The sequence below is a fragment of the Streptomyces hypolithicus genome (assembly GCF_052934925.1).
Window position 1 is genome coordinate 5,755,982 of sequence record NZ_CM128811.1, and the last position, 17,091, is coordinate 5,773,072.

Consider the following 17,091-nt stretch of genomic DNA (forward strand, 5'->3'; position numbering starts at 1 on the left):
ATCCGGCGAACATGGCGAAGACCGACGCTCGCCGGCACCACGATCCGCTGGTACGCGGCTTCGCGAGCGACAACTACGCCGGCGCGCACCCCGAGGTGCTCGCCGCTCTCGCCCTCGCCAACGGCGGCCATCAGGTCGCCTACGGCGGTGACGACTACACCGACCACCTCCAGCGGATCATCCGCGGTCACTTCGGCGGTCTCGCTGAGGTCTTCCCCGTCTTCAACGGCACCGGCGCCAACGTGGTCGCCCTCCAGTCGGTCACCGACCGCTGGGGTGCGGTCATCGCCGCCGAGTCCGCCCACATCAACGTCGACGAGGGCGGCGCCCCGGAGCGGATGGGCGGCCTGAAGCTGCTGACCGTACCGACGCCGGACGGTAAGCTCACGCCGGATCTCATCGACCGGCAGGCGTACGGCTGGGAGGACGAGCACCGGGCGATGCCGCAGGTCGTCTCGATCGCCCAGAACACCGAACTCGGCACGGTCTACACGCCGGACGAGATCCGGGCGATCTGCGACCACGCGCACGCGCTCGGGATGAAGGTCCACCTGGACGGCGCCCGGATATCCAACGCCGCGGCCTCGCTCGACGTACCCATGCGGACCTTCACCAACACCGTGGGCGTGGACATCATGTCCTTCGGCGGGACGAAGAACGGCATGCTCTTCGGCGAGGCGATCGTCGTCCTCAACCCGGACGCGGTGCGCGCCATGAAGCACCTGCGCAAGATGTCGATGCAGCTCGCCTCCAAGATGCGTTTCGTGTCGGTGCAGTTGGAGGCTCTGCTCGCCCGCGACCTGTGGCTGCGCAACGCGCGCCACGCCAACACCATGGCGCAGCGGCTCGCCGAGGGTGTCCGAGGTGTGGACGGCGTGGAGATCCTCTACCCGGTGCAGGCCAACGCTGTCTTCGCACGGCTGCCGCACGCGGTCAGCGAACGGCTGCAGAAGCGCTACCGCTTCTACTTCTGGGACGAGTCGGCCGGCGACGTCCGCTGGATGTGCTCCTACGACACCCAGGTGGAGGACGTGGACGGATTCGTGCAGGCCCTCAAGGAAGAGATGGCCAGGGATTGACTGTTAACTGACCTGACCCAGGAGACCCAGGAGTAGCCCGGGGGTATGGGTATGCGGTCGACCGGAAAATCATGTGCTTCCGGTCGGCCGTTTCTCTATGTTCGTGCCATGGAGCTGATTCAGGAATCCCCCGAACTGGCCGCCTACTTGGCGGCCGACGACGTCATCGACCATGATCACCCGCTCGTGCGGCAGACCTCGGCCCGTCTGCGCGCCCAAGCGCCCGATGCATACGCATACGCGGAAGCAGCCTTCCAGTACGTACGTGTGCGGGCTCTGTTCCCCCCGAGAAGCAGGCCGCACGCCGCGGTCAGCCGGCCTCGCGCACCTGCGCCGGGGTCGGCGCCGTGCCGCCGAGGTGCGACGGGATCCACCAGGTGTCCTCGGCGTTCTTCGGGCGGACCGGGTACGAGCGCTGCGCCGCTTCGAGCAGCTCCTGCACGCGCCCGCGCAGTCGGCGTGTGATCGCGCCCGCGTACTCGTCGGTGGGCGCCTCTACCGGCTCACCGATTCGGATCGTCACCGGGATGTGATTGCGGCCGAAGTTGCGCGGCCTGCCCTTGGTCCAGATCCGCTGCGTGCCCCACAGCGCCATCGGGATCAGCGGGACGCCGGCCTCCTGGGCCATGCGGACCGCACCCGATTTGAAGCTCTTGAGTGTGAACGACTCGGAAATCGTCGCCTCGGGGAACACGCCGATGATCTCGCCGGAGCGCAGCGAGTCGAGTGCGTGCGCGTAGGCCGTCTCGCCCTGCTTGCGGTCCACCGGAATGTGCTTCATGCCGCGCATCAGCGGACCGGAGATCTTGTGACGGAAGACCGACTCCTTCGCCATGAAGCGCACCAGACGCTTCTGGGGCAACGTGCCGAGGCCCGCGAAAATGAAGTCCAGGTAGCTGATGTGATTGCTCACGAGTACGGCGCCGCCGGTGCGGGGCACGTTCTCGGCACCCTGCGTGTCGATCTTCAGGTCCAGCGCCTTGAACAGGGTGAGTGCGGCACCGATGACCGGTCGATAGACAAGCTCTGCCATGTCGGGGGTGACCCTTCTGTGCCCGGGGAGGGCTCTCCCGGCGTAGGTTACGCAGCCGTAGGGTCGGCGGCGTTGGGCAGATCGTGCCCCATGAGCGGCCGAGTAGCCAGTCCTGGGGTCTTCATTGCGCGAGATTCTCGTCACGTGCAGAAACATCAGGAATCGTGCCGTTCCCTGGAACGCTGAGAATGGCGACTCGGGAACGTCCCGGCGGAGTAAGGGGAGGCCACAGGTGCCAGGGCACGACGTCGGCATGACATTGGGCGCGGCCGAACTGGGCGTCGCACCCGGGGCGCGGGCGACGCTCGTGCAGTTCTCCACTGCGTTCTGCCAGCCCTGCCGCGCCACCCGCAGAACGCTCAGCGAGGTGGCGGCCATGGTCGATGGCGTCGCCCACGTGGAGATCGACGCGGAGGCGCGGCTCGACCTCGTACGCACCCTGGACATCGCGTCCACACCGACCGTTCTCGTGCTCGACGGGCAGGGTCGCGTCGTGCGCCGGGCCGCCGGGCAGCCGCGCCGGGCCGACGTCATCGCCGCGCTCGGCCGCGCGGTGGGTCCCGAGAGCGCCCCGCTCCAGGGCTCGCCCGACCTGCTGCGCTCGGTCTTCCGGCGGCACGCGGCCGGTGTCGCCGTGATCACCGCGCAGGGCGCCGACCCGGTCGGTTTCACCGCCACCTCGCTCAACTCCGTCGCCGCAGACCCGCCCATGATCTCCTTCGGTGTGGGCACGGGTTCCTCCAGCTGGCCCGTGCTGGCCGAGGCCGAGCACGTCGGCGTCCACATACTCGCCGAGGACCAGCGGGACCTGGCGGCCACCTTCGCGCGCAGTGGCGCCGACCGCTTCGCGGCGCCGACCCGCTGGCGCAGCGGCCCGGAGGGCGTGCCGGTGCTCGACGGCGTACTGGCCTGGCTGGTGTGCCGAGTGGTGGCGCGCGTACCGGCGGGAGACCATCGCATCGTGATCGGTCAGGCCGTCGCCGGAGACCCCTCGGGGCACGGTCGTCCGCTCCTCTACCACCAAGGTCGCTTCAACGCGCTGAGGGACTGAGAGTTCCCCGACTCCGCCCCTTGTGCAGGGTTGGCAAGGTCACAGTTCGAAGCGCTTGCTTACGGGGGAAGAGCTGGGTGTACTGACGAGTAATATTCCAGTCGGAGCGGGGTTGGCCCCGACCGGGATACGCCCCTTCAGGCGCCTATGCTGCCTGTAACGAGGCAGTCAAGAAATAGACGATGCAGTAGGAGAGCCGGCGTGAGCTTGAGGATCGTTGTCTGTGTGAAGTACGTGCCCGACGCCACCGGCGACCGGCATTTCGCCGATGACCTGACCGTCGACCGCGACGACGTGGACGGCCTGCTGTCGGAGCTCGACGAGTACGCCGTCGAGCAGGCACTGCAGATCGCCGACGGGGCGGACGACGCGGAGATCACCGTGCTGACCGTCGGGCCCGAGGACGCCAAGGACGCGCTGCGCAAGGCGCTGTCCATGGGCGCAGACAAGGCCGTCCACGTCGAGGACGACGACCTGCACGGCACCGACGTCATCGGCACCTCGCTGGTGCTGGCCAAGGCCGTCGAGAAGACCGGCTACGACCTGGTCATCTGCGGTATGGCCTCCACCGACGGCACCATGGGTGTCCTCCCGGCGATCCTGGCCGAGCGCCTCGGTGTCCCGCAGGTCACCCTGCTCTCCGAGGTCTCCGTCGACGGCGGGGTCGTCAAGGGCCGCCGCGACGGCGACACCGCGTCCGAGCAGCTCGAGGCTTCGCTGCCGGCTGTCGTGTCCGTGACGGACCAGTCGGGCGAGGCCCGCTACCCGTCCTTCAAGGGCATCATGGCCGCCAAGAAGAAGCCGGTTCAGTCCCTGGACCTGGAGGACCTGGAGATCGACGCCGACGAGGTCGGCCTCGAAGGTTCCTGGACCAAGGTCGAGTCCGCCACGAAGCGCCCGGAGCGCACCGCCGGCACGATCGTCAAGGACGAGGGCGAGGGCGGCAAGCAGCTGGCCGAGTTCCTCGCGGGCCAGAAGTTCATCTAGGGCCTGCGCGCCCCCTCAACGCCCCCAGATTCTTCGCACTCGCAGGAGATTGAAGTCCCATGGCTGAAGTTCTCGTCTACGTCGACCACGTGGACGGCGCCGTCCGCAAGCCCACCCTTGAGCTGCTGACGCTCGCCCGCCGCATCGGCGAGCCCGTCGCGGTCTTCCTTTCCGCGTCGGCTGTCTCCAAGACCGACGCTTCCGCGGCCGAGGCCGCCGCCAAGGTGCTCGGCGAGCACGGCGCCACCCGCGTGCTGGTCGCCGAGGCCTCCGAGTTCGCCGACTACCTCGTCGTACCGAAGGTGGACGCGCTCCAGGCCGCGTACGACGCCGTCTCCCCGGCCGCCGTACTCTTCGCGTCCTCCGCCGAGGCCAAGGAGATCGCGGCCCGCCTCGCGGTTCGCATCGGCTCCGGCATCATCACCGACGCTGTCGACGTCGAGGCCGGCGACGAGGGCCCGGTGGCCACGCAGGCCGTGTTCGCCGCCTCCTACACCACCAAGTCCCGCATCTCCAAGGGCACCCCGGTCATCACCGTGAAGCCGAACTCGGCGCCGGTCGAGGCCGCCCCGTCCGCGGGCACCGTCGAGCCGCTGGCCGTCTCCTTCGGCGAGCAGGCCACCGGCACCAAGATCGTCTCGCGCACCCCGCGCGAGTCCACCGGACGCCCGGACCTGACCGAGGCCGCGATCGTGGTCTCAGGCGGCCGCGGTGTCAACGGCGCCGACAACTTCAACGTCATCGAGGCGCTCGCCGACTCTCTCGGCGCGGCCGTCGGTGCTTCGCGCGCCGCCGTCGACGCCGGCTGGTACCCGCACACCAACCAGGTCGGCCAGACCGGCAAGTCGGTCTCCCCGCAGCTCTACATCGCCTCCGGCATCTCCGGCGCGATTCAGCACCGGGCCGGCATGCAGACGTCGAAGACCATCGTCGCCATCAACAAGGACGCCGAGGCGCCGATCTTCGACCTCGTCGACTACGGCGTCGTCGGCGATCTCTTCGCGGTCGTCCCCCAGCTGACCGACGAGGTCAAGAGCCGCAAGGGCTGACCTGCGCCAGCCGTAGGAGGCCGGGGCCGCGTGGTGATCCTCACCGCGCGGCCCCGGCTGCTTTCCGGAGACCATTGACGCAGGTCACGACCGCCCGTTAACTTCACCATGCGGATTATTAATTCCGTTCAGCGGAAACTGGAGGGTTGGCATGGGTCAGCAGGAGAAGGTGGCGACGAGCCTCGCGGGCGCGGTCAGCGAGGGCATCAGCGCCTCGCTCGTACCGGTCGACGAGGAGCTTGCCCGCCGTTACCCGGGAGACCCGGGCACCCGCCAGCCCGTGCACACCGTCTACGTGCCCGGCGACGTCTTCGCCGCCGACACCGTCCGCTCCTGGGGCGACAAGGCCCTCGCGGCGCTCGACGAGCACGCGCCGGACGCGGCGTCCTTCGCCACCGTCCTCGGCCTGTCCGACGATCTGGCGGGCCCGGTGTACGACCGCGTACGGGCCAAGCTGGAACGCGAGCCCATCGAGGACCTGCGGGTCGACTTCGAGGACGGCTACGGCGGCCGCACGGACGCCGACGAGGACGCGCACGCCGCCCGCGCCGCCCGGCTGATCAGCGAGGCGTACGCGAACGGCACGGCCGCCCCGTACATGGGCATCCGCATGAAGTGCATGGAAGCCGCCGTACGCGACCGCGGCATCCGCACGCTCGACATCTTCCTCACCGGGCTCATCGAGGCCGGCGGCCTGCCCGACGGGCTCGTCCTGACCCTGCCCAAGGTCACCTACCCGGAGCAGGTCACCGCGATGGTGCGCCTCGTCGAGGAGTTCGAGAAGGCGCGCGGCCTGGACGCCGGGCGGATCGGCTTCGAGATCCAGATCGAGACCAGCCAGTCCATCCTCGCCGCCGACGGCACCGCCGCCGTGGCCCGGATGATCGACGCCGCCGAGGGCCGCGCCACCGGACTCCACTACGGCACCTTCGACTACAGCGCTTGCCTCGGCGTCAGCGCCGCCTACCAGGCCAGCGACCACCCGGCCGCCGACCACGCCAAGGCGATCATGCAGGTCGCCGCCGCGGGCACCGGCGTGCGCGTCTCGGACGGCTCCACCAACGTCCTGCCGGTCGGCGCCACGGACCACGTCCACGAGGCCTGGCGCCTCCACTACGGCCTCACCCGCCGTGCCCTCGCCCGCGCCTACTACCAGGGCTGGGACATGCACCCCGCGCACATCCCGACCCGGTACGCCGCCGTGTTCGCCTTCTACCGCGAGGGCTACGAGCAGGCCGCCGCGCGCCTCGCCGCGTACGTCAACCACGCCGGCGGCGACGTGATGGACGAGCCGGCCACCGCCAAGGCGCTCAGCGGCTACCTGTTGCGCGGCATCGACTGCGGCGCCCTCGACACCGCCGAGGTGGCCCGGCTCACCGGCCTCACCCGCGCCGACCTGGACGGCTTCGCCTCGCCTCGACGCGGCGACCTGACCGCGACCGCCCAGTAGCGCCCGGCCGCCGGGCCGGGAGGCGACGCCCTCCGCCCGGGCCAGCCGGGGGACGGGGCGCGCTCCGGAGCGTCAGCGCGCCCCGTCCCACGGCGGGATCTCGCCCGAGCCGCGGGCGATGAGCCGCGTCGGCAGCTCCACGCGCGTGGGAGCGTCGTCCGCGCCGTCCAGGCGGCGGAAGAGACGGCCCGCCGCCGTGCGGCCGAGGGTGGCGGCGTCCTGCGCGATGACGGTGACCCCGGGCCGCAGCAGATCGGCGAGCTCGATGTCGTCGAATCCGACCAGGGCGACCGGACGCTCACGTTCCGCCAGGACCCGTACCACCGTGACGGTCACCCGGTTGTTGCCCGCGAAGATCGCGGTGACCGGATCGGGGCCGTCCAGCATGGCGGTGGCGGCGTCTCGCACCCGCTCGGGAGCGGTGCTGCCGAGCGAGACCCAGGCCGCGTCGGCAGGCAGTCCGGCCTCGGCCAGCGCGGCGCGGTAGCCGCGCAACCGCTCGCCCGCCGTGTGGATGCGCGGCTGGTCGCCGATGAAGCCGATACGCCGGTGCCCGTGCCCGATCAGATGGGCCACGCCCTCGCGCGCGCCGCCGAAACTGTCCGAGAGCACCACGTCCGCGTCGATCCGGCCCGCCGGGCGGTCCACGAAGACGGTGGCGATCCCCGCCGCGATCTCCGGCTCCAGGTAGCGATGGTCGTCCCCGGCCGGGATGACGATCAGGCCGTCGACACGCCGGGCGCACAGCGCGAGCACCAACTCCTGCTCGCGGGCCGGGTCCTCGGCGCTCGAACCGTTGATGAGCAGGGCCCCATGGGCCCGGGCCACCTCTTCGACGGCGCGGTTCAGCGGCCCGTAGAACGGGTCGGCGAGATCCTCCAGGACAAGACCGATGCTGGCGGTGCGGCCCTTGCGCAGAACGCGCGCGCTGTCGTTGCGGCGAAAGCCCAGCGCCTCGATCGCTTCCTGGACGCGCTGCTCGGTATCGGGGGTGACACCCCGCTCGCCGTTGACGACGCGGGAGACCGTCTTGAGGCCGACTCCGGCGCGGGCGGCGACGTCCTTCATCGTCGGCCGGTTGCCGTAACGGGTCTCCGGGCGGCTCTCGGTCTCGGCCACGGTGCGCTGTCCTGTCGTCGTCGGAAAGGTGCTCAGGGCGTGCTCGGGGCGTACGTACGCCATGCTGCGGGGTGTGGCGTCGAGCATAGGGCCTGGACAACGTTGTCAGCTGAATAGAGACTTGTCCTGACCTGCTCATCCCACGCCCCGCCAGGAGATCCCCCACCGATGCACACCGACCTCGTCGCCGCTCTCGACATCGGCGGCACCAAGATCGCCGGCGCCCTGGTCGACGGTGACGGCCGGATCCTGCTGCGCGCCCAGCGACCGACGCAGGCCCGCGAGGACGGCGAACGTGTGATGCGGGTCGTTGGGGCGGTGCTCGCCCAGCTGACGGCCTCCCCGCTGTGGGAGCGGGTGAGCGCTGTCGGCATCGGCAGCGCGGGCCCGGTCGACGCCGTCGCCGGTACGGTCAGCCCGGTCAACGTCCCCGGCTGGCGCGACTTCCCACTGGTCGAGCGGGTGCGCCGGAGTACGGGCGGGCGGCCTGTCACGCTCGTCGGCGACGGCGTGGCGATGACGGCCGCGGAGCACTGGCAGGGCGCCGCGCGCGGTTACGACAACGCGCTGTGCCTGGTCGTCTCCACCGGCGTGGGTGGCGGGCTGGTCCTCGGCGGCCGACTGCACCCCGGCCCCACGGGCAACGCCGGCCACATCGGTCACATCTGTGTCGACCTGGACGGCGACCTGTGCCCGTGCGGATCACGTGGCTGCGTCGAGCGGATCGCCAGCGGACCCAACATCGCACGCCGTGCCCTCGAACAGGGCTGGCGGCCCGGCCCGGACGGCGACACCACCGCCGCGGCCGTCGCGGCCGCCGCGCGGGCCGGCGACCCGGTCGCGCGGGCGTCCTACGACCGGGCCGCTCAGGCCCTCGCTGCCGCAATCGCCGCCACTGCGACGCTCGTCGAGATCGACATCGCCGTCGTCGGCGGGGGAGTGGCGGGCGCCGGCGACGTACTCTTCGCGCCGCTGCGCCGCGCGCTCGCCTCGTACGCGACTCTCTCCTTCGTCCAGCACCTCAAGGTCGCTCCCGCCCTGACCCGGACGGACGCCGGACTGGTCGGCGCGGCCGCAGCGGCCACCCTGGGCGGCCGTCCGGGGGCGGCGGCGTACGCGGGCTGAGGGACTGGATGCGGGGTGCCTCTGCGATCGCCGTGGGAGAGGACACCCCCTGTCCGGGGTCGTGTCCCCTGTGCGAGTGTGAGCGCGTGAATGGCGATCATGAGCGGGACGCGGCCCTTGCGCGCGCAGTACGCCTGCGCGAGACGGGACGGGCGGCCGAGGCACGCGTACAGCTGGTGGCGCTCGCCGAGCGGTATCCGCAGGACGCCGCGATCGCGTATCAGACCGGCTGGGCCCACGACGTGCTCGGCCTGGAGCGCGAGGCGGTGCCGTACTACGAACGCGCCCTGAGCGTCCCCGGACTGCCGCAGGAGGACCGCCACGGCGTCTTCCTCGGGCTGGGCAGCACCTACCGCGTACTGGGGCGCTACGAGGCGGCCGTGCGAACCCTGCGCCGCGGCCTGGCGGAGTTTCCGAGCGATCCAGCCCTGGAGTCCTTCCTGGCCATGGCGCTGTACAACACCGGCGACGCGCGCGACGCCGTGAGCACGCTGCTGAAGGTCGTGGCCAACACGAGCGCCGACCGGCGGCTGCGCGTCTACCGCCCCGCGATCGAGCATTACGCCGACCACCTCGACGAGATCCAGTAGTCGGCCCGGCCGGACCGGCCGGCCCGCCGCCCCTGCCGACCGCTGCTAGGACTGAGGTCCGCTGTCTGCCGACCGCTGGACCACGACGACCAGGAACGCGTCCGCCTCCAGGTCCATCACTACCTCTGCCGGGCACCCCTCCGCGCGCCGTGCCAGGGCGAATTCCTCCGCCGGCCGGCTGCCCCTGGGGCCACCGGCCGGAAACTGTTCCAACACCATGCGACTCATGCCGCACCCCACTCCCATGCCTGCTGAACACGTGCTTCCGCTGCCCCAACGAGACGTCGCGCACGTGCGTCACGGTTCCGCAGCCCGGGCGGCAGACGGGCGCGGCCGTATCGGCACGGTTGTGTGCCAAGGCGGTCGCGGGCACCATGCCGTGACCCCGGGTTTCCGCGACAGCGTGTCGTGGGCAAGCCACAGGGGGCTACGAAAGAGGGGGAACCGTGATCGTCTGGATCAACGGTGCGTTCAGTGCGGGCAAGACCAGCGCCGCGCGCGAACTGATCGATCTGATCCCGAACAGCACCTTCTACGACCCCGGACTGATCGGCGGGGAACTGCGCGCTCTGCTGCCGCAGAAGCGGCTCGCCGAAGTCGGCGACTACCAGGATCTGCCCATCTGGCGCCGCCTCGTCGTCGACACCGCGGCGGCGCTGCTTGCCGAGGTGGGCGGCACGCTGGTGGTGCCCATGACGCTCCTGCGCCAGGAGTACCGCGACGAGATCTTCGGGGGGCTGGCCGCGCGCCGTATCCCGGTGTGCCATGTACTGCTGACGGCTGACGAAACGATCCTGCGCGACCGGATCGCCTCCCGGGAGGGCCGGCCGGACCAGGCGGACGATCCCGAAGGCACCGCACGCGCACGGCAGTGGGGTTACGAACACATCCGGCCGTACCGCGCGGCCCTGGCCTGGCTGAGCGACGACGCCCACGTCATCGACACCGGTGCGCTGACCCCCGCCGGGTCGGCCGAACGGATCGCGGAAGCCGTACGGACGGGGGCCGCCGGGGCCTGCGAGATCGTGCAGACCCCCGAGCCGGCCGCGGAGACGCTGGCCGCCGGCGTGCTGCTGTTCGACGAGGCGGACAGGGTGCTGCTCGTCGACCCGACGTACAAGCCCGGCTGGGAGTTCCCGGGCGGTGTCGTGGAGCGGGGGGAGGCGCCCGCGCGCGCGGGGATGCGCGAGGTCAAGGAGGAGATAGGGCTGGAGCTCGTCGACGTACCCCGGCTGCTGGTCGTGGACTGGGAGCCGCCGCGCCCCCCGGCCTTCGGCGGTCTGCGGCTGCTCTTCGACGGTGGCACGCTCGACCCGGCCGCCGCCGGGCAGTTGCTGCTGCCCTGCTCCGAGCTGCGGGGCTGGTGCTTCGCCACCGAGGCGCGGGCCGCCGCGTTGCTGCCCCCGGTGCGCTACGAGCGGCTGCGGTGGGCGCTGCGTGCCCGGGAACGGTCAGCGGTCCTCAACCTGGAAGCCGGAGTCCCGGTCGGCTGAAGCCCGCAGCACGGCGGCGGTGTCGTACGTCAGCGGGTCGCCATGGCCGAAACAGGCTACGGAGGGGGCGAGCGCCGCGAGCCGGCGAAACGACGCGAGGGCCCGCGCGCGGTCGGTGTTGAACACGCCCAGCATGACCTGGCCGACTCCCGCGACGCAGTCGCCCGTGAACAGCACGCCGTGGTGGGGCAGATGCACCGCCATACTGCCGTCCGTGTGGCCGGGGGAGTGCACCGCGCGGGCCCCGTCGCCGAAGCCGAGCAGGTCGCCGTCCTCGGCCTCCCGGTCCACCGGGGTGGGCGGCGCGGGCGGCACCGTCAGCCCATGGGCGTACAGCGGCCGCTCCCAGTCCAGCAGGACCGGCTCGGGCACCGGCTGCTCGCCCCGGCTCACCGGCGCGTCCAGACGGTGAGCCACCACTTCGGCGCCGTGGCGTCCGGCGAGTTCGGCGGCGGCGCCGACGCGGTCGCGGTGGCAGTGGGTGAGGACGATGCGGCGGATGTTCTCCGGACGCAGACCGAGGTTGCGTACCGCCTCCTCGATGTCCGGCGCGGCGTCCCTGTTGCCGGCGTCGACGAGGGTCAGCTCATCACCGTCGCGCCAGAGATACGCCTGGCCGATGGGGAAGCGGAACATGTGCGCCGCCGGGGCATCACCTCTACGAGATCCATACGGCGAACGTACGCGGCGCCGGCCGTCCGCCGTACAGGTCTTCGCTTTCAGCGTTACGCCGACGGCTCAACCCTGCTGGGAGCGGGCGTAATTGACGAGGAACAGCGCCTCGGCGACCGACAGCCGTTCCAGTTCCTCGGGCGAGACGCTCTCGTTGGCCGCGTGGATCTGCGCCTCTGGTTCGCTCAGCCCGATCAGCAGGATCTCGGCCTTCGGGTAGAGCGAGGCCAGGGTGTTGCACAGCGGGATCGAGCCGCCCATGCCGGACGTCTGCATCTCCTCGCCCGGGTACGCGACCCGCATGGCCTCCGCCATCGAGGTGTACGCCGGACTGCCGGTGTCCGCCCTGAACGCCTGGCCCTGACCCACCTGCTCCACCGCCACGCGCGCACCCCACGGCGTGTGCGCCTCCAGATGCCTGGTCAGCAGCTTCGTGGCCTCGCCGGCGTCCACGCCCGGCGGCACCCGGAGGCTGATCTGCGCCCGGGCGCTCGCCTGGAGAGACGGCGTGGCCCCGACCACCGGCGGGCAGTCGATGCCGATGACGGTCACGGCGGGGCGGGACCAGATGCGGTCGGCGACCGTGCCGTGGCCGATCAGGCCCACCCCGTCGAGGACGCGCGCGTCCCTGCGGAACTCCGTCTCCTGGTAATCCAGTCCGTCCCAGGAGGAGTCGGCCGTCAGCCCGTCCACGGTCGTCGAACCGTCCTCGGCGCGCAGCGAGGCCAGCAGCTGGATGAGCGCGGCCAGGGCGTCGGGGGCGGCGCCGCCGAACTGCCCCGAGTGCAGGTTGCCTTCCAAGGTGTCGATCCGCACGCGCAGCATGGTCATGCCGCGCAGCGTCGCGGTGACCGTCGGCAGGCCGACACGGAAGTTTCCGGTGTCGCCGATGACGACGGTGTCGGCCGCGAGCAGCTCGGGGTGCGCTTCGGCGTACTGCTCCAGGCCGCCCGTGCCCTGTTCCTCGGAGCCCTCCACGACGACCTTCACCGACACCGGAACGCCGCCGTTCGCCTTCAGGGCGCGCAGGGCGAGCAGGTGCATGATGAAACCGCCCTTGCAGTCGGCCGCGCCGCGGCCGTACCAGCGGCCGCCTCGTTCGGTCAGTTCGAACGGCGGCGTCATCCAGGCGGCCTCGTCGAGCGGCGGCTGCACGTCGTAGTGCGCGTACAGCAGAACGGTCGGCGCGCCCGCCGGGCCCGGCAGGAATCCGTACACCGACTGGGTGCCGTCGGGGGTGTCGAGCAGCGCGATGTCCTCGAACCCCTCAGCACGGAGCGCGTCGGCCACCCAGACCGCCGCGGCCTCGCACTCGGCCTTCGGGAACTGCGCGGGATCCGCCACCGACTGGAACGCCACCAGCTCAGCCAGCTCCGTCTGCGCGCGGGGCATCAGCGAGGCGATGGTCTCGGCGATCGGATTCGCGGTCATGGGCACGCTCCTCGTGGGTGCGACGTTGTTGTACGTGTACGCGTACGCAGACGTGTAGGTGTTCGTACGGGGCAGGCCGGTAAGCCCAGCCCGATCCTCCCACAGCGAGATCGGCGGCCCTGCGCCGTAGGATGCGTCAGCAGTACGGACCACTGGGCGGATCAGGAGCAGAAGCACATCGTGAGCAGCGAGAACGCAGACGCCGGACGTGAGCACGAAGAACCGGTGTGGGACGTCGTGGTGGTCGGCGCGGGCCCTGGCGGGGCATCGGCGGCCTACGCGGCCGCGATCGCGGGCCGGCGCGTACTCCTCGTGGAGAAGGCGGACCTGCCCCGCTACAAGACCTGTGGCGGCGGCATCATCGGGCCCTCGCGCGACTCTCTGCCGCCGGGTTTCGAACTGCAATTCAAGGATCGTGTGCACGCCGTGACCTTCTCGCTCGGCGGGAAGCTCACGCGGACACGCCGGTCGAAGACCATGCTCTTCGGGCTCATCAACCGGCCGGAGTTCGATGCCGCGCTGGTCGAGCACGCGCAGAAGGCGGGCGCCGAGGTGCGCACCGGGGTGATGGTGGCGCGCGTCGAGCAGCACGGCCCGGCCGTGCCGGACCGGCGCACCGTGGCCGTCGTCCTGTCGGACGGTGAGACGCTGCTGGCCCGGGCGGTGGTAGGCGCGGACGGCAGCGCCGGGCGCATAGGCGCGCATGTCGGGGTGAAGCTCGACCAGGTGGACCTGGGCCTGGAGGCGGAGATTCCGGTGCCCGCGACCGTCGCCGAGGACTGGGCGGGGCGGGTACTCATTGACTGGGGCCCCGTCCCGGGGAGTTACGGCTGGGTGTTCCCCAAGGGGGAGACGCTGACCGTCGGAGTGATCTCGGCCCGTGGCGACGGCGCCGCCACCAAGCGCTATCTGGAGGACTTCATCGCCCGCCTCGGACTGGCCGGCTTCGAACCCGCCATGTCCTCCGGGCATCTGACCCGCTGCCGCAGCGACGACTCGCCGCTGTCCCGGGGACGGGTGCTGGTGTGCGGGGACGCGGCGGGCCTCCTTGAGCCGTGGACCCGCGAGGGCATCTCGTTCGCTCTGCGTTCCGGGCGGCTCGCGGGGGAGTGGGCGGTGCGGATCGCGGAGGCGCAGGACGCCGTCGACGCCCGCCGCCAGGCGCTGAACTACGCGTTCGCCATCAAGGCGGGGCTGGGCGTGGAGATGGGCGTGGGCCGGCGGATGCTGGCCCTGTTCGAGCAGCGGCCGGGACTCCTGCATGCGGCGATAACGGGCTTCCGGCCCGCCTGGCGGATGTTCGCGGGGATCACGCGCGGCTCGACGACACTGGGCGAGATCATGCGTACGCGCCCGGTGGTCCAGCGTGCGCTGAGCGCGCTGGACAGGGGCTGACCGGCGGGGCGGCGGGGCCGCTCACCGCCCGCGCGCGCCCCGCGGCCGGGCGGATCACCGCCCGCATCGCACCCGGTCTGCCGCCACCCGTCGTCGCCTCGGCCGGTTCAACCGGATCGTCGAGGATCGCGACGCGATCTGCGAGTACTTCGTCATGTACTCCGTCGACTACTCAGCCGACGTCCTCGGCCACACCGTGGACCTCGGCCACCTCGCGGCGGCGGGTACTGCCCGGGGAGTAGACGCGACCACGCCGCCCGGCTGACGACCGCCCCACCGCGGCCGGTCTAGCGTGGCCGTATGGAAGCGCGGCATGAACGGTGGTGCGGCGGTCCTCCCTGGCAGCGGGGCGGCCCGTCGCGCAGGCAGCACGGGACGACCGGGCGGACGGACGGACGGCTGCCGTGGCTCTCGACGCTGCTCGTCACCGCGTTCGTGCAGCTGGGATCGGGATTCGCGGAGCAGGGCCGGCTCGACGACCGTGCTCCTCTCGACCTCTTCGCGCGGCTCCTGCTGCTCGCCGGCGCGGCGCTGCTCCTGCTGCGCCACCGCTACCCCGTGCTGGTGGCGTTCGGCACGTCGGCCGCCGCGATGCTCTATCTGGGCGCGGGTTATCCGTACGGACCGGTCTTCGTCCCCGTCGCGATGGGCTGCTTCTCCGCCGTCGTCGCGGGTCACCGGCGGGCGGCCTGGGCCGCTGTCGGCATGCTCTGGGCGGGCCATGTCCTGATCTCCCACTGGCTCTACCGGTGGCTGCCGCCCGGCGCCGACGAGGCGGCCCCGTGGGGCCAGGAACTCGTCGTCGCCGCGTGGGTGGCGGCCATCCTGGCCGGCTCCGAACTCGTACGCGTACGCAGGGAGCAGTGGGTGCGCGAGCGCGTCGAGCGTCAGGCCGCCGAGAAGCGGCGCGCCGACGAGGAGCGGCTGCGCATCGCCCGTGAGCTGCACGACGTGCTCGCCCACAGCATCTCGGTCATCAATGTCCAGGCCGGTGTGGGCCTGGCCCTCCTCGACTCCGACCCCGAGCAGGCCCGCTCCGCGCTGACCACCATCAAGGCTGCCAGCAAGGAGGCGCTCGGCGAGGTGCGCCAGGTCCTGGACACACTCCGCACGCCGGGCGACGCCCCGCGCTCCCCGGCGCCCGGCCTCGACCGGCTGCCCGAACTCGTCGAGCAGGCGGCGGGTGCCGGCCTGACCGTTCGGATCGGCACCGAAGGCAGCCGCGCCACCCTGGCGCCCGGCGCCGACCTCGCCGCCTTCCGCATCGTGCAGGAAGCCCTGACGAACGTGGTCCGGCACTCCGGCTCCCGCACCGCCCAGGTGACACTCCGCTACGCCCCCGGCGCCCTGCGCCTGCTCATCGACGACGAGGGCCCCGCCACCGGCGACGGCGCGGGCGGCAGTGGCAACGGTCTGGTGGGCATGCGGGAGCGAGCGGCCGCCCTCGGTGGCACGATCGAGGCCGGACCGCGCCCGGACGGCGGCTTCCGGGTGCAGGCCACACTTCCGTTCCCCGCCTCACCACAGGAGACCTCGTGATCCGCGTAGTGCTCGCCGACGACCAGTCGCTGGTACGGGCAGGATTCCGCGCCCTGCTCGCCGCGCAGCCCGACCTCGAGGTCGCGGGCGAGGCGGCCGACGGCGATGAGGCCGTGCGTCTGGTGCGTGAACTGCGCCCCGACGTCGTCCTGATGGACATCCGGATGCCGGTACTGGACGGTCTCGCCGCCACCCGCACGATCACCGGCGAGGCCGCGCTGGGTGACGTAAAGGTGATCATGCTGACCACCTTCGAGCTGGACGAGTACGTCTTCGAGGCCATCAGGGGCGGGGCGTCCGGCTTCCTCGTCAAGGACACCGAACCGGAGGAGCTGCTGCGGGCGGTACGCGCGGTGGTGGAGGGGGACGCGCTGCTGTCACCCGGTGTGACGCGCAGGCTGATCGCGGAGTTCGCGGCCCGTTCCAAGGAACCGTCCCAGGACGAGGCGCTGGCTGAACTCACCGGCCGGGAGCGCGAGGTGATGGCGCTCGTGGGCATCGGCCTGTCCAACGACGAGATCGCCCGTCGGCTCGTCGTCAGCCCGCTCACCGCGAAGACGCACGTGAGCCGCACCATGGTGAAGCTGGGCGCCCGAGACCGCGCACAACTGGTCGTGCTCGCCTACGAGTCGGGGCTGGTGCGCCCCGGCTGGCTCGTCTGAGTGCCCGGCGCGCCCCGGTAGCGCCACAGCACATGCACGACCCGCAGCACGAAGACGACCCCTGCCAGCACACCTGCGGCCACCAGCATGACCTTTCCCAGGGCCGGCGAGGCACCTAGCAGATACGCGGGGGCGCCGACCGCGACGATTGTGACACTGGCGAGTACGGCCGCGCTCAGTAGGGCGTAACCGATCTCGACCGTCATCGCGTCCCGCTGCGCCTGCGTCCTTGTCCCCATATGCGCAAGTGTCGCAGCGGCAACCGCAGACGGGCAATCCGCTGCCCCCGCCCCGCCGAGCCGCGGGCTGCGGCGGCCACGGTTCAGACGTAACGTTCCCAGGACACCGACAGTCAGTCCACTGCGTCCCGGCTCGCGGTAGCGCACAGCCATGTTGGCTCCCCCGGCTTGCCACGT

The 17,091-nt window shown here is 71.5% G+C and carries 16 protein-coding genes and 3 pseudogenes; 13 read left to right on the forward strand and 6 right to left on the reverse strand.

What is annotated here, in order from left to right; all coding sequences use genetic code 11:
* The first annotated feature begins 11 nt into the window (after positions 1-11).
* Entirely contained in the window at positions 12-1,079 is a 1,068-nt protein-coding gene (locus tag ACU6WZ_RS27170; RefSeq protein WP_447034276.1) for a threonine aldolase family protein, read from the forward strand.
* Between the two features lie 108 nt (positions 1,080-1,187).
* Positions 1,188-1,346: pseudogene (locus ACU6WZ_RS27175) on the forward strand (transglutaminase); the annotation flags it as partial.
* A gap of 43 nt (positions 1,347-1,389) precedes the next feature.
* Here ACU6WZ_RS27175 and ACU6WZ_RS27180 read toward each other — a convergent pair.
* Complete coding sequence (locus ACU6WZ_RS27180; RefSeq protein ID WP_447030818.1) at positions 1,390-2,112, reverse strand: lysophospholipid acyltransferase family protein; 723 nt, start codon at positions 2,110-2,112, stop codon at positions 1,390-1,392.
* A 253-nt stretch (positions 2,113-2,365) separates the two neighbouring features.
* Between ACU6WZ_RS27180 and ACU6WZ_RS27185 the strand changes: the two are divergent.
* From ACU6WZ_RS27185 to ACU6WZ_RS27205, 5 genes and pseudogenes are all read left to right on the forward strand, one after another.
* Positions 2,366-2,668: pseudogene (locus tag ACU6WZ_RS27185) on the forward strand (thioredoxin family protein); the annotation flags it as partial.
* The gene (locus tag ACU6WZ_RS27190; protein WP_447034278.1) at positions 2,666-3,163 is read left to right on the forward strand and encodes a flavin reductase family protein; all 498 of its coding nucleotides are present in this window, start codon (positions 2,666-2,668) and stop codon (positions 3,161-3,163) included. The pseudogene ACU6WZ_RS27185 and the gene ACU6WZ_RS27190, both read left to right, overlap by 3 nt.
* Positions 3,164-3,364: 201 nt before the next feature.
* Positions 3,365-4,150, forward strand: coding sequence for an electron transfer flavoprotein subunit beta/FixA family protein (locus ACU6WZ_RS27195; RefSeq protein ID WP_447030819.1), 786 nt, complete (start codon positions 3,365-3,367; stop codon positions 4,148-4,150).
* Between the two features lie 59 nt (positions 4,151-4,209).
* A complete protein-coding gene (locus ACU6WZ_RS27200; protein WP_447030820.1) occupies positions 4,210-5,199 on the forward strand; it encodes an electron transfer flavoprotein subunit alpha/FixB family protein in 990 nt (329 codons plus the stop codon).
* Positions 5,200-5,350: 151 nt separating this feature from the next.
* Positions 5,351-6,649 carry a DUF6986 family protein gene (locus ACU6WZ_RS27205; protein WP_447030821.1) on the forward strand — a complete coding sequence of 433 codons (1,299 nt, stop codon included), beginning with the start codon at positions 5,351-5,353 and terminating at the stop codon, positions 6,647-6,649.
* A 72-nt stretch (positions 6,650-6,721) separates the two neighbouring features.
* Here ACU6WZ_RS27205 and ACU6WZ_RS27210 read toward each other — a convergent pair whose 3' ends face one another.
* The gene (locus ACU6WZ_RS27210) at positions 6,722-7,717 is read right to left on the reverse strand and encodes a LacI family DNA-binding transcriptional regulator (protein WP_447034280.1); all 996 of its coding nucleotides are present in this window, start codon (positions 7,715-7,717) and stop codon (positions 6,722-6,724) included.
* Between the two features lie 219 nt (positions 7,718-7,936).
* On the opposite strand from ACU6WZ_RS27210, the gene ACU6WZ_RS27215 reads away from it, so the two are divergent.
* Entirely contained in the window at positions 7,937-8,893 is a 957-nt protein-coding gene (locus ACU6WZ_RS27215) for an ROK family protein (protein WP_447030822.1), read from the forward strand.
* An 86-nt stretch (positions 8,894-8,979) separates the two neighbouring features.
* Entirely contained in the window at positions 8,980-9,483 is a 504-nt protein-coding gene (locus ACU6WZ_RS27220; RefSeq protein ID WP_447030823.1) for a tetratricopeptide repeat protein, read from the forward strand.
* 45 nt (positions 9,484-9,528) lie between these two features.
* Here the strand turns inward: ACU6WZ_RS27220 and ACU6WZ_RS27225 are convergent, their stop codons facing one another.
* Positions 9,529-9,711: a DUF8839 family protein gene (locus ACU6WZ_RS27225; protein ID WP_447030824.1), complete on the reverse strand. Its 183-nt coding sequence runs from the start codon at positions 9,709-9,711 to the stop codon at positions 9,529-9,531.
* Positions 9,712-9,929: 218 nt separating this feature from the next.
* Here ACU6WZ_RS27225 and ACU6WZ_RS27230 point away from each other — a divergent pair, with 218 nt between their 5' ends.
* Positions 9,930-10,976, forward strand: a complete 1,047-nt coding sequence (locus tag ACU6WZ_RS27230; RefSeq protein WP_447030825.1) for an NUDIX domain-containing protein — start codon at positions 9,930-9,932, stop codon at positions 10,974-10,976.
* Here the strand turns inward: ACU6WZ_RS27230 and ACU6WZ_RS27235 are convergent.
* Both ACU6WZ_RS27235 and ACU6WZ_RS27240 read right to left on the reverse strand, forming a co-directional pair.
* Positions 10,935-11,647: pseudogene (locus ACU6WZ_RS27235) on the reverse strand (MBL fold metallo-hydrolase). The gene ACU6WZ_RS27230 and the pseudogene ACU6WZ_RS27235 overlap by 42 nt on opposite strands.
* A gap of 67 nt (positions 11,648-11,714) precedes the next feature.
* Positions 11,715-13,079, reverse strand: a complete 1,365-nt coding sequence (locus ACU6WZ_RS27240; RefSeq protein ID WP_447030826.1) for a dipeptidase — start codon at positions 13,077-13,079, stop codon at positions 11,715-11,717.
* 180 nt (positions 13,080-13,259) lie between these two features.
* Here ACU6WZ_RS27240 and ACU6WZ_RS27245 point away from each other — a divergent pair, with 180 nt between their 5' ends.
* The 3 genes from ACU6WZ_RS27245 to ACU6WZ_RS27255 all read left to right on the forward strand — a co-directional run bounded on the left by ACU6WZ_RS27245 (position 13,260) and on the right by ACU6WZ_RS27255 (position 16,675).
* Entirely contained in the window at positions 13,260-14,474 is a 1,215-nt protein-coding gene (locus ACU6WZ_RS27245) for a geranylgeranyl reductase family protein (protein WP_447030827.1), read from the forward strand.
* Positions 14,475-14,774: 300 nt separating this feature from the next.
* A complete protein-coding gene (locus tag ACU6WZ_RS27250) occupies positions 14,775-16,013 on the forward strand; it encodes a sensor histidine kinase (RefSeq protein WP_447030828.1) in 1,239 nt (412 codons plus the stop codon).
* On the forward strand, positions 16,010-16,675 hold the full coding sequence (locus ACU6WZ_RS27255; protein ID WP_447030829.1) for a response regulator transcription factor: 666 nt from the start codon (positions 16,010-16,012) through the stop codon (positions 16,673-16,675). Before ACU6WZ_RS27250 ends, ACU6WZ_RS27255 begins: the two co-directional genes overlap by 4 nt.
* Here the strand turns inward: ACU6WZ_RS27255 and ACU6WZ_RS27260 are convergent.
* Positions 16,636-16,914 carry a DUF6332 family protein gene (locus ACU6WZ_RS27260; protein WP_447030830.1) on the reverse strand — a complete coding sequence of 93 codons (279 nt, stop codon included), beginning with the start codon at positions 16,912-16,914 and terminating at the stop codon, positions 16,636-16,638. The two genes, ACU6WZ_RS27255 and ACU6WZ_RS27260, sit on opposite strands and share 40 nt — an antisense overlap.
* Between the last annotated feature and the right edge of the window lie 177 nt (positions 16,915-17,091).

What these genes read in the sequence shown, in the direction of transcription:
- ACU6WZ_RS27170 (WP_447034276.1), top strand. Translation starts at nt 12, where the DNA reads ATGGCGAAGACCGACGCTCGCCGGCACCACGATCCGCTGGTACGCGGC.
- ACU6WZ_RS27180 (WP_447030818.1), bottom strand. Translation starts at nt 2,112, where the DNA reads ATGGCAGAGCTTGTCTATCGACCGGTCATCGGTGCCGCACTCACCCTG.
- ACU6WZ_RS27200 (WP_447030820.1), top strand. Translation starts at nt 4,210, where the DNA reads ATGGCTGAAGTTCTCGTCTACGTCGACCACGTGGACGGCGCCGTCCGC.
- ACU6WZ_RS27205 (WP_447030821.1), top strand. Translation starts at nt 5,351, where the DNA reads ATGGGTCAGCAGGAGAAGGTGGCGACGAGCCTCGCGGGCGCGGTCAGC.
- ACU6WZ_RS27210 (WP_447034280.1), bottom strand. Translation starts at nt 7,717, where the DNA reads ATGAAGGACGTCGCCGCCCGCGCCGGAGTCGGCCTCAAGACGGTCTCC.
- ACU6WZ_RS27215 (WP_447030822.1), top strand. Translation starts at nt 7,937, where the DNA reads ATGCACACCGACCTCGTCGCCGCTCTCGACATCGGCGGCACCAAGATC.
- ACU6WZ_RS27225 (WP_447030824.1), bottom strand. Translation starts at nt 9,711, where the DNA reads ATGAGTCGCATGGTGTTGGAACAGTTTCCGGCCGGTGGCCCCAGGGGC.
- ACU6WZ_RS27240 (WP_447030826.1), bottom strand. Translation starts at nt 13,079, where the DNA reads ATGACCGCGAATCCGATCGCCGAGACCATCGCCTCGCTGATGCCCCGC.
- ACU6WZ_RS27250 (WP_447030828.1), top strand. Translation starts at nt 14,775, where the DNA reads ATGGAAGCGCGGCATGAACGGTGGTGCGGCGGTCCTCCCTGGCAGCGG.
- ACU6WZ_RS27260 (WP_447030830.1), bottom strand. Translation starts at nt 16,914, where the DNA reads ATGGGGACAAGGACGCAGGCGCAGCGGGACGCGATGACGGTCGAGATC.